The following is a 12,553-nucleotide window of genomic DNA, read 5'->3' as shown; positions in this document are numbered from 1 at the left end:
TCCCCCTCTCCCGCGCTCTCTGTTCTCTTCACATTCCCCCACAACCTCCTTTTTTCCCCGAATCTCTTTCTTTCGTGTTGCCCCACCACAACCACGCCCCCCACCGCTCCCACTTCTCTACTTAAAGGAGGCTCCATGCCCATCCATCGGTTGCCGCATTGGCGGCGGCCGTTCGCTGTTGCCCTGCTGATCGTCCTCGGTGTCGCAGGCACGGCGTGCGGCACCAAACATAGAGCGCCGCAATCTATGACGATCGTTGCGACGGCGTCCGCGGCCGAACCGGCAGTGACGCTGCCGGACACCATCAAGCGGCAAGTGGCCGCATTCGCTCAGTCCTCAGATGCCATCGGCGGGGCGACAGTCCGCATCGTCTCGTCGGCAACAGGGACGGTGGTCGAACACGATATGACCCCGCTTCGCGGACAGCAGGTCGAACATGCCCCTGCCGCCCGGGACAAGAAAATTCACGACGCACTATTGGAACTCGGGCGCCAATTGTCCGGCCTCACCGCCGACCGGCCTGGCCTGAATCTTCTCGCGCTGCTCGACCGCGCCAGTCTGTTGCCCGGCTCCAATCTCGTGGTGCTCAGTTCGGGTCTGTCCACCGCTGATCCGCTGGATTTTCGGCAGCTCGCCTCCGATGGCGACGCGGAGAGCATCGTGGAATCGGTGAAGCGTCAAGGCATGCTGCCGAACCTCGCTGGGCGTCACGTGACACTCGTGGGCCTTGGCCAGAGCAGTGGCACGCAGCCGACCGAACCGCCACAAGTTCGAAACTTCGTGTCACAGGTATGGCTTGCGCTCTGTCTTCAGGCCGGAGCGGCTATGTGCGTCGAGGCCGGCCGGGATGACGCTGCGCCGCCAGCCGCACAGCTTCCGGTGCCGGTGGTGCCGATTCCTGCCGTCTACACGGCGCGAGGCTGCCCTGTGTGGGCGCGACTGTCCGATGACGAACAACTGCGCTTCCCGCCTGATCAGGCCGTGATGCCCGCCGAAGCCAACACAGCACTGTCACCCATCGTGCAGGCTGCCATCCGGTGTTCGCTCATCGTTGATGTCGCGGGCTTCATTGCCGATACCGGCAGCGGCACCGACGTCACCAATTTGTCGGGAAGCCGCGCTCGTGCCGTCGCGGATCGTCTTGTCGCGCTGGGTCTTCCCACTGCTCTACTCGGCACCGTGGTCGGTCGCGGTGCCGCCGATCCGGTCATCGACAACCTTGTTGGCGGGACGTTCGATGAGTCCAGAGCCGCGCTCAATCGGCGTGTCGAGCTGACGTTTCGTCGTCAGCCGTAGCCGAAATTCAGTGCCTCTTCAGCACTTTCGCGTTTAACAGAAAGGAGGGCTTGCCATGTCCTCACAACGACGAGGACCCCATCGGCCCCCGCCCCAACCGTCGCAGGCATACCGGCAGCACCGGGTGCCATTGCCCCACTTCGCCCTGTCGCTCCTCCTCGGCTCACCGATTCCCAGGCGCTGGGCATTGATTATCGAGAGCCTGGTGCGCGAGCAGCGGCGCATCGGCAGGGTCCGGCCGCCGGACAAATTGAGCTATGAAGAGGGCTTGGTCGTCAGCCGGGGCAAGGCCGCGGGCGAAGCCAAGCGGGACCAGGCCGCGCGCAAACTCGCGGAGCTGGTCGCCCAGGCTGACGTCATCAGAATGAAGCTGCTGAACCTTACGCGGGAGGCGGCCCGCCTCGATGACCAGTTGGTCACGGGCGTTCGCGGCGAGCTGGTCAAGGCGCGCGACGCAATGGAGCGAGTGAAGTTCCTGACCGCGACGGTAACGGACGCGGCCAACGCCGGGCAGCTCAAGCATCGCCGTGTATCCCCGCGACTTCGGCGGCTGATCCCGTACGCGACAGTATTGGACTTTCCCGTGTTGCTCTGGTTCGTCGGCTCAGTCTTCAATGTGGATTGGTCGAATCTGACTGGTGCCCAAGGGTTTATCCCACTGCTTACCAGCATCGTGTTCGCTTTCCTGGCCACCGCCGTCGTCGCCCTGGGGTTGGGCTTCATGGGCGACGAGTTGAAGGGCTACAAGGACGACGAGGGCCATATTCGGCTGCCGCGGGGCCGGGCGCGTGTGCTGCCACTCACCTATGTCGCATTCTCGATCGCCGTCGCTGTCGGCGCTGGTGTGACGATGGCCTATCGGATCGTGGCCGACGCCAGCCAATCCGGCGGCAGCTGGATGGCGGCCAGCATTCTGTGCCTGTTCTTCGCCGTCATCGTGATGCTGCTGAATTTGGTGGTGTGGTCGGTTCACTTCCGGGACGGCTCGACAACAACGGACGAGCTGGATCATTTGGCCGCCCAACTGGTTCCGATCGAACGGCGGCGCGTCGGTTTGCAGCGCGAGCACGATGACCTCACGGGCCGCCTGGAAGCGCTCAAGTGCGAAGGCAAAACGATCGCTGATTCAGTCCACGACACCATCAACGATTCCGTAGTGGGCGCACATCAGGTCGTGATGCTGGCTCGCAGCTATCACCAGGGGTGCGGCTGGAGCGTCGATCTTCTGACCCCCGCTCGTAACTGCAATGGATTGATCGCACCGCTCGTGGTGATCGACCTGTCGACCATCGAGGAACTGAGCTGTCGGCTTATGGGCGAAGACAACGCAGCAGCCGACGATGAGTCCGATGAGAATGTTCAAATCGAGCTGAGGGGAGAACTCATCCCGGTGTCCTAAAAATATCTTTCGATGGTGCCGCCCGCCGAACCGGCGGCACCATCGAATCGAAGACTGAGAAGAGGGAGGATTATATGGAAATTGGCAATAATTCATCACCGTGGGAATTTCTCGGGAATATCCCCGAAGGCGACCATCCGTTTCTCACGGTTCACATGACCGAATCGACAGTCCACAAGCTGGCGGCGACACTCCGCGAAATTGTGGACATGTCCGAAATCCACCAGGACATGGCCCCACGCACCACCGAGCGGATTTGGGAACTGCTGACCGCCCTCACCGGGGAACTGATGGCGTGGATCGAAGGGTGGCGGGTATGAGCGGCGGACATGATCCGCTCGGCCTACCGGACAAGCTGATGGCTATATGCCTGACGCTGCTCGGAGCAAGCATCGCTCTGTACTGCGCGATGAAAGTCGTACAAGCCATCCTTCCCTTCCTGGTTGCAGTCATCGGAATCGGCGCGCTCATTTGGATAGGGATTGTTGTGTATAAAACCTGGCGCGAACGTTTCTAAGAAATAGTGCGCTTAATAGCATTTTGACTTGAGAGTCGCCTAGGCCGTTTCGCCCTGTGGAAAGACTGTGCATCTCTGCGCGCAAGCGATTGAACAACTCACAGCTCGCGTGGTAAACCGAAATAGACGAGTGTTGGCGAGCGGCAACGCATTCGAATCGCCATCGTGGGAATGGTCGTCGCAGTAAGAAATCTAATTGCGATAAAAGGAGGAATCATCATGTCCAAGACTAGACGAGAAAATCACCGCCGCCCTGCCAAGGGAAAGAACCAGCCGACACGGCCCGAACGTCGTATCTCGGTTCGTAGCGTCAGGCGCGAACTGTATGACCTCCGCAGCCTCGGCCGGACGGCAATCAGACTCGCCCTGGCCGAAGCCGAAGAGGAGAAAGCCGCCGAAGTCCAGCAGCACAGCAAACGCCAGAGGCCCACAGGCGTTGATGACGCCGTAGCCACACTGGAGGGCGCGGATGGAGAATGAGCAGCTCCCCCTTCCGCTTGAGCCAGAAACCTTCGTATGGCAGCGGGTGTGGTTTCCCCGCCCCTTTCGCGAAACCACAGCATTCGGGCTGATCCGCTATTGGGCATCGCAGGACCACGCGCCACATATCATCCTTGAGGCCAGAGCATCTGTCGACGGCGTGGCGTATCTCGTAGGAAGCCAGCTCAAGAACGCCGAACGGGTCTCGCAAGCCATCGAGACGCTTGTCCAGGGCAGCGTCGTGACGCACTTCCTCGATGGGCGCGATCCTGTCGTTACGGCTCGAAGGGTGCAGGCATCGACCTCAGGGCGAACGCTGGAACCAGATGATGCCGTGAGTTCGGCCAAGGCCATCCTTCATGCGATGACGGCCGTTTCGAGAGGCGAGCAGTTGGTCATCCAACTTGCCCTCGGACCGCGGCGACGGCCGCAACTGCCACCCTCTATACCCCAACAGGAAAACCAGACGGTGGTGTCGAAGGTGCTCGATGGCATCAAGCCGGCCCCGGATGCCGATGCGAAACAGGCGCTGGCAAGAAAGCGTGGCCAACATGGCTTTGACGCCACGCTGCGGATTGGTGTTACAGCCTCAGAGGAGGTACGCCGCCGAACTTTGCTCCTCGGCCTAGCGTCGGCGCTCGGCACCGTAAACGCTCCCGGCGTTCACCTTGTCCTTCGGCCGGACGCCGCGAAGCGGATCAATGAACCGGGGGCGACGTGGATGTTCTGGCCGCTCATCGGCCATGCCCGTCATCTCGCAATCAGCGAGGCGGTGCGCCTCTCGGGCTGGCCGGTATCCGATAAGGAAGAAGTATTTCCTGGGCAAGGTTCCCTGCATCCGAGGAAACTGCGGCCGACACCCGCGCTCTTGAGCGGACAGCGTGTCATTGCGAACTCGGACGCTCCAGGAATAGAGGGAATGGTCGGATACGGTGTCGATGATTCGATGAGACATACTCACCTACTCGGCCCCAGCGGAACTGGAAAATCAACCCTGCTGCTCAACCTGATTGTTTCCGATCTGCAAGCCGGGCATGGTCTTGTAGTGATGGAACCAAAGGACCTTGTAGAAGATGTTCTGCATAGAATCCCCAAAGAGCGCTGGAAAGATGTCGCGATCCTAGATCCGCTCGATGAGTTCCCTGTCGGCATAAATCCTCTCGACCGCATGCGCGGTGGAACACCGCCGGAAGTTGTTGCCGACAGCATTTTCAATATTTTTTACACGCTTTACGGTGACTCTCTCGGACGAAGAAGCGGCGACATCTTGCGTGAGTCGCTAAAAGCGATTGCACTTCGCGCCGACCCGAGCCTGATCATGCTGCCACTTATCATGACCGATCCGAACTTCCGCCGACCGCTTGTGCGAAAGGCGGTGGCGCGCGATCCATTCGCAGCCGGAACGTTCTGGTCTTGGTACGAAGAGCTTTCCCCTGAAGGGGCGATGAACAATATTGCTCCGTTGTCTAACAAAGTCCGGCCATTCCTGGATATATACCTTCGCGGCATTCTCGCCCAGCAGCGGCCTCGCTTCAATGTACGGCAAGTTCTTGAAGAAAAGAAGATCCTGCTGGTACCCCTGCAGCCGGGCGTTATAGGGCCTGATCGGGCTCGCCTCCTCGCAGCATTCGTGTTGGCCGAACTCTGGCTGGCGATTCGCGAACGGGCCGCCACGCCTGAAGCCAAGCGCGACCCCGTGATGGTGTACGTCGATGAGGTACAGGAATTCCTGAACCTGCCAGTTGACCTTGACGATGCACTGGCTACCGCCCGCAGCCTCAAAGCTGGATTCCACCTGGCCCATCAGTACATCAGCCAACTGCCGCCCCAGATGGCACGCGCCTTCAAAAATAACGCGCGCAACAAAGTTGCCTTTCAACTCGGCGCTGACGACGCCAAGGAGATGGCCACCGGCCAGTCCGCGCTCGCTCCAGAGGATTTCACTGCCCTGCCCGCCCACCATGTGTACATGAAGCTCGTGCGCGACAACTCGGTGCAGCCGTGGGCCTCCGGCGAGACGCTGCCGCCACCACCGAAGACCAGCGATCCGTCGACGATTCGACAGCTGAGCCGCGAGCAGTTCGGACGTCCACGGGCAGAGATCGAGGCCGAATTTCGGCAGTTGCTCGACGGCCCGGCCACAGGCAACACTGCTGGATCGCCTACCCCGCGCTCCCGTGGCCGCAAGCGGAGGCAAGCATGAGCGGTGACATTGAACGGTCTGATGTGGCTGATGCAGACGGTCACTTCAGCGGTCGTTTCAGTTCGCCGACCCCTGCCCCAATGCCCCTAGTCAATCCCCATTCCGCTTCGTTACCAGCACCGACTGATGGTGCCTCCGGCACCATCTCAATGCCGAAGCGGCGGGTCTCTCAGCGGGGCCTGCTGACTATCGCCGATTCCTTGAGTGACCGAGACTGGCAGGTCCTCAAGTCCGTTGCCGCACACCGATTTCTGACGGTCGACCAGATTCGTCGATTGCATTACGCCGATCTCAATCCGTCATCCAGTTCACGCCTGACCCAGAAGGCACTGCAGCGGCTGAGACGGGATCGGCTGCTGGGTACTCTGGACCGCCGGATTGGCGGTGTGGGCTTCGGCAGCAGCGCGCTCGTCCATTACGTCGATGTCGTTGGCTATCGCCTCCTCGACCACGAAAACGGGCTGACAGTCAGGCGTCATGCCAAAGAGCCAACGGAAACATTTCTCAGACACACGCTGGAGCTCGCCGACACGCATCTGCGCCTGGTCGACGCGGACCGCCGGAACGAGTTGGAGCTGGTGTCCTGTCAGCTGGAGCCTGACTGTTGGCGAAGCTACCTCCACCTCGGCGGCGTCCGGGTGTGGGTGAAGCCCGACCTGTACATCGAGACTACGACTCAGCGCGGTAGCGATGAAGTGGACAGCTTCTTTCTGGAGCGAGATCTCGGCACGGAAAGCATTCCGCGGCTGCTCAACAAGTGCCGTATCTACCAGTCCTATGAACGCTCCGGCATCGAGCAAGGCGAAGACGAGCAGGAATTTCCGCCGGTCGTATGGATTATGACCCACCGCAACATGGCAACTGCGGAGCGGCGCCGGCGGGCACTGCGCGAGGCCATCGAGCATGACTCACGGCTCGATTCATCCCTCTTCCACATCATCGCCCCGCATCAATTAACAAAATTCGTAAAAGAAGGAGGTACTGTATGACTGATAAAATCATTCCTGCGAAATTTCGAACCATCTTGGCCGACCCACCGTGGCCAACGAACCAGACTGGTCATTGGGGTGCGAGCAACCACTATCGTCTCATGAGCATGGAGCGGATCAAGGCAATGCCCATCGCGGACCTGGCCGAAGAAAACGCGCATCTCTTCCTATGGGTGACAAACGGCACGCTCCGCGACGGCTACGACGTAATGGAAGCATGGGGCTTCATTCCGCGCTCTCCACTTACATGGATAAAGCCCTACAGCACCCTGGGCATTTACTTGAGAAATGCCACCGAACATCTTCTTTTCGGTACTAGAGGAAAAGCTCCAGTGAATTTCAAGCGACAGGCAACGTGGACGTATGCACCCCTCCAGGAACATAGCCACAAGCCGGAAGAACAATTTGCGATTATCGAGCGTCTGTCCGGCGGTCCGTACTTGGAACTGTTCGCGCGCCGCCGTCAGCCAGGATGGAGCGCATGGGGAAACGAAATAGATTCCGACATTGTGATTCCCGGTTATCCTGTGCCATCAGACAGTCGGCATCAACAGGGCGGTGCCGCCTGATGCCAGTGCGAATTTCGGTCCGCGCTGGTCCGCGATAACACAGGTCTCACAGGAGTTCGCCTCGTCGGTGGAATGCGGCTGGTTCCCTGAGTGCCCCCGCACTCGCCAGTCGCACCACTACCGAGGAGGTAGCTGCAATGTCCCAGCCGGACAACGACTCCACCCGCAAGACCATTGCGATCAGGGTCGATCCCGACATCCATGCTGAGCTGAGCCTCATCGCGCAGCTCCGTGGACATACGCTCGCGGACGAACACCTGCAAGCCGTGCTGAATCACATTGAGAAAGCGCGAGAAGAGCCTGATCTTGCGGAGCGCGCCGAACAGGCCATCGAGGAAATCGAGCGCGAAGCAGCAGTCCGACGCGATGCGATCAACCGGCTGCGGCGATCCAAGGCGACGTCACCCACGACGACCGAGGAACGCAGCAGCACGGCACCGCCGGCCTCGCCCCAGAAGCGAACACGGCGGAGCGCCGACCCGTCGGAGGACTGACCATATCCCTGGTAACGATGCCGCTTAGCGACATGTTCCAAAGATAAGGTCGAAGTCCGAATGCCCTTACCAGACAGGCGGGCGGCAATTGGCTTTTGCCAACACCGCCCGCCTGCACGGAAGGGCTGCCGAACAGTTAATAAAAATACATCGATAGCACACCTCTTAATCGGCCTTAATTGTTGTTAAATTCTCTCGAAAACCGTTGATTTTCGCCAATTAAAGAGTTATTCTCTGGTGAGATTTCATTAACGGAGAATTAAATCTACATGGATCAGAAGCATGCACTCCGAGTCGCCGTGAAGATAGTTACGGCTCGTGAAGCCTACGATTGGTCGATCACTGAACTAGCGAAACGATCAAACGTAGACAAGAGCGCGCTGTGGCGAATTGAGCAGGGGCACGCGCTCGACATTCGGCCGCGTACCTTGCGTGCCATCAGTGAAGCGCTCGGCATGCCTCCGTGCGACCTTTACTACGCGGCAGGCTGGATGGACAAATGGGAGCTGCCGCCTCTGAAGACCTATCTTCACGCTAAATACAGCAATTTGCCGTTAGGTGCCCGCAGGAAGATTCTCAAAATATGCGAAGAGATTGCTGAGGAGTCCGGCATCTGTATTGCTGACATCGACCTTACGCGCGGGCGCGACAAAATGGTTGATGAGCTGGAGGAGAACATTAGGAGAGATGCATCGAACGCATGAAGGGAGGTTTTAATATGACCGAAGATCACACACGCGAGACAACTCAGACACTTGACAGCGAGACTCTGCTGCGAGTTCTCGCGCAAACAGCATTGCGCGTTGCCGACGGCGAGAGCGTTCACGCTGACTGGCTGATACTCCAATTGCGCTCAGACCCCATGAACCGAAACCCATCGCCCTCCCCGACTTCACTCTTCACTATAACGGAAGCCGCGGAAAGGCTGCGTTTGAGTAAGTGGAGCATTTACGACCTTATCCACAAGAATCAACTGCTATCCGTGAAGATCGGTCGTCGCAGGTTTATTCCGAGTGCCGAACTTAACGGCTATCTGAATTCACTGCCACTCACCGGCGGGTACCTGCAATGAGTCGCCGAGTGAAAGGTGGCGGTAGCGTATACAAACGCCAAGATGGTCGATGGGAGGGCGCGGCATATCTTCCTACCGTAAGTGGGGCAGCGCGACGTGTACGGGTATATGGCAAGACAGCAAAAGAGGTAAATGACAAGCTCACCGTTAAACTGGCCGATGCCAAGCGCGGCATTCCCGTGCCCGATCGCTCATGGACGGTTGGCGCATACCTCGACTATTACATGGCTGACGTTGCCCCGAAGGTGCTTCGTCCCTCGACAGTAGAACTGTACGAGACAATAATAAGAATACACATTCGACCTGCGCTTGCCTCGCAGTCTTTGACCGGCCTAACCGTCGTCACTCTTCAAAAGATCATGGACGGGCTGCTCGCGCGCGGTATGAGCATTGCAACCGCCATTCAGGTTCAAACCGTTTTGATGGCAGCATTTACGAACGCTATGCGTGAAGACGTGCTGATGCGAAACGTAGCCCGGTTGGTCAAAGTAGGCACACCAGAGCGCAAGGTGGTTCAGCCCTGGACCGCTGACGAAGTACGGCATTTCCTGAGCTTTGCCAAGAATGATCAGCACTACCCTGCCCTCCTAATCGCCGCGACATATGGAGCACGGATCGGTGAGATTATGGGGCTCCGCTGGTCAGACGTGGATTGGGAGAGCAATGTCATCCATATTCGCCAGCAGCTCATTTGCGTACGAAGAGAACTGATCATCGGCCCATTGAAAACCAAGAAGAGCAGGCGTGATCTCCCCTTGCTGCCGCCCGTGCGGGCAGCCCTTCTCGACCACCGTTCCAGGATGACGGCAAGTGGTATCGAGCCAGCCGATGACCTCGATTTGATAATGCGCACGGTAAAAGGTCTACCGATGCGCCCTAACTATCTGTCTCAAGAAGTATTTCAAAGACTAGCTCGGCGCGCAGGGCTTCGGCGCGTGCGCTTCCATGACTTCCGGCATTCAGCCGCTACTCTGCTCAAGAATTTGGGAGTCCCGGACAAGGACATACAGGCCATCTTGGGCCATGCCAGGATCAGCACAACGCAGGAGATATACCAGCATGCGGATGTTTCGCTTCAAGAGCGGGCGCTGAGTCAGGTAGAACGTGTGTTGTTGAATGTTGGCGACAGCACCATTAGCCGTCAAAATAAGCCGTCAAACGACAATTTGGCCATCGTAAGTGCCGCAACTCAATCCGTTAATCGTGCATCTAGCGGCGAAAACAATACAAGTATATACTATTTCTCTCGACTGCAGAATGAAACAGTGTTCACCCCCGTTGCCCGACAGATCCAAACGTGTACGAACACGCACATATTAGGCGCATTAGCCGTCAGTTTAGCCGTCAATAGCCGTCAGTTTGGCGACATTCATAACTCTCTGTGGCAGTGGATTTCGCTGCGCGATGCGCTCTCACCTACGCCCACATCATTCGTCGATCGGCTCGCTGCTACCGCGAAGGAGCATTAATTGAAGAAGACACCTGTACGCCGGAATGACAATTCCATTCCGGCGGTTCGAGGAAAATCTGTCCTGCTGCTACGTGTCTCCAGCAAGGATCAGTTGACCACCGCCGTGGATATGGACCCCGAAGGGCTATCCATCGGCACGCAGCGAGCAGTTTCGGAAGCCAAGGCCGAGAATCTGAACGCTGACGTAGTGAAGGTGTTCATCGAGCCGGGGTACTCTGCCTCTCGCCTCACAATCGACGAGCGGCCTGTGTTCCAGGAGCTAATGACGTTCCTGCAGGCCAACCCTGACATCGACTACGTGATCGTCTACATGCGATCCCGAATCTTCCGCAACCGCTACGAGGCGGCCATCGTGGAATACCAGCTCAAGCGGGTCGGCATCCGGCTGGTCAGCGCCAAAGAAGACTTCGGTGATGGCCCATACGCCGAGGCTATCGAGGGCATGGTCGACGTGATGAACCACTTCACCAACAAGATTCAGGGCCTCGACATCCAGGAGAAGCTGCGCCGCAAGGCAGTTGATCTCGGCGGGACGATCTCTCGCGCTCGCCTCGGCTATCTGAACGTGCGGGTGAACTACGAGGGCACGCTGGTGAACAGCATCGGTATCGACCCGCAGCGGGCACCCTTGGTGCGCAAGGCGTTCGAGCTGTATTCGACCAACCAGTACTCGATTGAACGCCTGGAAGCCACGATGGCGGACCTGGGGCTGACGACGCGGGCCACGAAGCGCTATCCGGAACAGCCCGTCTCTGGCAGCAAGCTACACGACATGTTGGGCGACCCCTACTACGTGGGCTTCGTCGTCTACAAGGGCGACATCTACCCTGGCCGGCACGAGCCGATCATCACGCCCGAACTGTTCGAGCGGGTGCAAGAAGTGATGAAGGCCCGCAGCGGCCGGGGGCAACGCGACCGGGTCCATAGCCACTATCTGAAGGGCTTCCTGTTCTGCGACCGCTGCCATCAGGAAGGTCGAACCAGTCGGCTGATCTTCGCCGAGGTGACGGGTCGGAGCGGCGTCAAGTACCAATACTTCGTCTGCCGAGGGCGTGAAGACGGCTTCTGCAACTTGCCGCACCTTCGGGTCGAACTGGTCGAGGATGTAATTGCCGAGCACTACCAGACGCTTGCCCTACCAGCGGATTTCATCACCGATGTCCGCAACCTACTCGATGAAACGCTGGCCGACGAAACCTCCAGCGTGAAGGAACGCCATGCGTCCCTACAACGACAGCTTGCCAAGCTGAGTCAACAGGAAAACCGGCTTGTCGATGCCCTTGCCGACGACACCATGCCGCAAGCGAAAATCAAGGCCAAGCTGCGCGACATTGCGGTCCAGCGTGCCCGCATTGAGGCCGGACTGACTGACACATCCGCAGAACTCGCCTTGGGCGCTCAGATGCTTCGTGACGCCCTCACGCTGGTCTCTGATCCCGTACAGCTCTACCGCACCGGCACCGATCCGATCCGGCGGTTGCTCAACGAAACATTTTTCGAGCGGTTCTACCTCGATGACCCGAGCGTGACGAGCGATGACAAGACGCCGCTCTTCGCCGACCTGCACGACGCTCATCGGGCGTACCGTCGTCGGGCGGTTACCGCTCCGGATGGCGTCCATCTGGCCATCGAACGGGCCGAACACGATCATGTAGATGCGGCGAAACGATCGAACAAGCGCAAGCGGCCTCCGTCATCGGACGCGGATGCTCAAGCAGTCCAGAACGGAGAAAACGGCCTTACCCTCGCCAGTGTCCTTTCGGTCACTGGTTCAGGTAAGGCCGCTCTGGTCGGGGTGACAGGATTTGAACCTGCGACCCTCCGCTCCCAAAGCGGATGCCCGCCGCTGCATCGAGCATGGGCCAGTTGATGCGAGCGAGGCGAGATCGACCCCGACCCCACGGATGGTTTCTCATGACCAACCCGCGCGTCCCGTCGCTGGAGCAGTGGCATCAGGCCATCACCGACTGCCCGGAACCCCAGCGAATGTGCTGGTAGGCACTCACCGACCTCCCTCATCTCCACATCGACATCCCCTCCTCGCTCGACGTCACGGGATGGGC

General features: G+C 59.0%; 14 protein-coding genes, 1 tRNA gene and 1 pseudogene. 13 read left to right on the top strand and 3 right to left on the bottom strand.

The genetic code is table 11. The annotated features are described in order from the left end of the window. Positions 1–135 precede the first annotated feature (135 nt). From ACWDSJ_RS35910 to ACWDSJ_RS35850, 13 genes and pseudogenes are all read left to right on the top strand, one after another. Positions 136–1,296 carry an OmpA family protein gene (locus ACWDSJ_RS35910; RefSeq protein ID WP_450037242.1) on the top strand — a complete coding sequence of 387 codons (1,161 nt, stop codon included), beginning with the start codon at positions 136–138 and terminating at the stop codon, positions 1,294–1,296. Positions 1,297–1,420: 124 nt separating this feature from the next. After that, on the top strand, positions 1,421–2,695 hold the full coding sequence (locus ACWDSJ_RS35905; protein ID WP_450037240.1) for a hypothetical protein: 1,275 nt from the start codon (positions 1,421–1,423) through the stop codon (positions 2,693–2,695). A 74-nt stretch (positions 2,696–2,769) separates the two neighbouring features. Then, positions 2,770–3,015 (top strand): hypothetical protein, encoded by a 246-nt coding sequence (locus ACWDSJ_RS35900; RefSeq protein WP_450037238.1) that lies wholly within the window; start codon positions 2,770–2,772, stop codon positions 3,013–3,015. After that, positions 3,012–3,212 (top strand): hypothetical protein, encoded by a 201-nt coding sequence (locus ACWDSJ_RS35895; RefSeq protein ID WP_450037237.1) that lies wholly within the window; start codon positions 3,012–3,014, stop codon positions 3,210–3,212. Before ACWDSJ_RS35900 ends, ACWDSJ_RS35895 begins: the two co-directional genes overlap by 4 nt. Positions 3,213–3,431: 219 nt before the next feature. Continuing rightward, positions 3,432–3,692 (top strand): hypothetical protein, encoded by a 261-nt coding sequence (locus tag ACWDSJ_RS35890; RefSeq protein ID WP_450037236.1) that lies wholly within the window; start codon positions 3,432–3,434, stop codon positions 3,690–3,692. Further along, positions 3,682–5,895: a type IV secretory system conjugative DNA transfer family protein gene (locus tag ACWDSJ_RS35885; RefSeq protein ID WP_450037234.1), complete on the top strand. Its 2,214-nt coding sequence runs from the start codon at positions 3,682–3,684 to the stop codon at positions 5,893–5,895. Before ACWDSJ_RS35890 ends, ACWDSJ_RS35885 begins: the two co-directional genes overlap by 11 nt. Then, positions 5,892–6,884 (top strand): replication-relaxation family protein, encoded by a 993-nt coding sequence (locus ACWDSJ_RS35880; protein ID WP_450037233.1) that lies wholly within the window; start codon positions 5,892–5,894, stop codon positions 6,882–6,884. The genes ACWDSJ_RS35885 and ACWDSJ_RS35880 overlap by 4 nt, the downstream gene beginning before the upstream one ends. After that, entirely contained in the window at positions 6,881–7,453 is a 573-nt protein-coding gene (locus tag ACWDSJ_RS35875) for an MT-A70 family methyltransferase (protein WP_450037232.1), read from the top strand. The genes ACWDSJ_RS35880 and ACWDSJ_RS35875 overlap by 4 nt, the downstream gene beginning before the upstream one ends. 137 nt (positions 7,454–7,590) lie before the next feature. Next, complete coding sequence (locus tag ACWDSJ_RS35870; RefSeq protein ID WP_450037231.1) at positions 7,591–7,947, top strand: hypothetical protein; 357 nt, start codon at positions 7,591–7,593, stop codon at positions 7,945–7,947. Between the two features lie 269 nt (positions 7,948–8,216). Continuing rightward, on the top strand, positions 8,217–8,651 hold the full coding sequence (locus tag ACWDSJ_RS35865) for a helix-turn-helix domain-containing protein (RefSeq protein WP_450037230.1): 435 nt from the start codon (positions 8,217–8,219) through the stop codon (positions 8,649–8,651). A 14-nt stretch (positions 8,652–8,665) separates the two neighbouring features. Beyond that, positions 8,666–9,019 (top strand): helix-turn-helix domain-containing protein, encoded by a 354-nt coding sequence (locus tag ACWDSJ_RS35860; RefSeq protein ID WP_450037229.1) that lies wholly within the window; start codon positions 8,666–8,668, stop codon positions 9,017–9,019. An 8-nt stretch (positions 9,020–9,027) separates the two neighbouring features. Continuing rightward, positions 9,028–10,488, top strand: a complete 1,461-nt coding sequence (locus ACWDSJ_RS35855; protein ID WP_450037227.1) for a tyrosine-type recombinase/integrase — start codon at positions 9,028–9,030, stop codon at positions 10,486–10,488. Beyond that, positions 10,489–11,325, top strand: a pseudogene (locus ACWDSJ_RS35850) (recombinase family protein); the annotation flags it as partial. Here the strand turns inward: ACWDSJ_RS35850 and ACWDSJ_RS35845 are convergent. The 3 genes from ACWDSJ_RS35845 to ACWDSJ_RS35835 form a co-directional block, all read right to left on the bottom strand. Continuing rightward, positions 11,254–11,610 (bottom strand): hypothetical protein, encoded by a 357-nt coding sequence (locus tag ACWDSJ_RS35845; protein ID WP_450037225.1) that lies wholly within the window; start codon positions 11,608–11,610, stop codon positions 11,254–11,256. The pseudogene ACWDSJ_RS35850 and the gene ACWDSJ_RS35845 overlap by 72 nt on opposite strands. Before the next feature lie 105 nt (positions 11,611–11,715). Beyond that, the gene (locus tag ACWDSJ_RS35840) at positions 11,716–12,141 is read right to left on the bottom strand and encodes a hypothetical protein (protein WP_450037224.1); all 426 of its coding nucleotides are present in this window, start codon (positions 12,139–12,141) and stop codon (positions 11,716–11,718) included. Positions 12,142–12,277: 136 nt separating this feature from the next. After that, a tRNA-Pro gene (locus ACWDSJ_RS35835) sits at positions 12,278–12,385 on the bottom strand. Positions 12,386–12,553 lie beyond the last annotated feature (168 nt).

Source organism: Nocardia sp. NPDC003482, from assembly GCF_053588115.1.
Note: the sequence above shows the minus strand (reverse complement) of the source record. Positions and strands in the feature narration are given on the sequence as shown.

Bases quoted from the DNA above. Each gene is read 5' to 3' on its own strand.
- ACWDSJ_RS35910 (WP_450037242.1), top strand. From the start codon at position 136: ATGCCCATCCATCGGTTGCCGCATTGGCGGCGGCCGTTCGCTGTTGCC.
- ACWDSJ_RS35900 (WP_450037238.1), top strand. From the start codon at position 2,770: ATGGAAATTGGCAATAATTCATCACCGTGGGAATTTCTCGGGAATATC.
- ACWDSJ_RS35895 (WP_450037237.1), top strand. From the start codon at position 3,012: ATGAGCGGCGGACATGATCCGCTCGGCCTACCGGACAAGCTGATGGCT.
- ACWDSJ_RS35890 (WP_450037236.1), top strand. From the start codon at position 3,432: ATGTCCAAGACTAGACGAGAAAATCACCGCCGCCCTGCCAAGGGAAAG.
- ACWDSJ_RS35885 (WP_450037234.1), top strand. From the start codon at position 3,682: ATGGAGAATGAGCAGCTCCCCCTTCCGCTTGAGCCAGAAACCTTCGTA.
- ACWDSJ_RS35880 (WP_450037233.1), top strand. From the start codon at position 5,892: ATGAGCGGTGACATTGAACGGTCTGATGTGGCTGATGCAGACGGTCAC.
- ACWDSJ_RS35875 (WP_450037232.1), top strand. From the start codon at position 6,881: ATGACTGATAAAATCATTCCTGCGAAATTTCGAACCATCTTGGCCGAC.
- ACWDSJ_RS35870 (WP_450037231.1), top strand. From the start codon at position 7,591: ATGTCCCAGCCGGACAACGACTCCACCCGCAAGACCATTGCGATCAGG.
- ACWDSJ_RS35865 (WP_450037230.1), top strand. From the start codon at position 8,217: ATGGATCAGAAGCATGCACTCCGAGTCGCCGTGAAGATAGTTACGGCT.
- ACWDSJ_RS35860 (WP_450037229.1), top strand. From the start codon at position 8,666: ATGACCGAAGATCACACACGCGAGACAACTCAGACACTTGACAGCGAG.
- ACWDSJ_RS35840 (WP_450037224.1), bottom strand. From the start codon at position 12,141: ATGATCGTGTTCGGCCCGTTCGATGGCCAGATGGACGCCATCCGGAGC.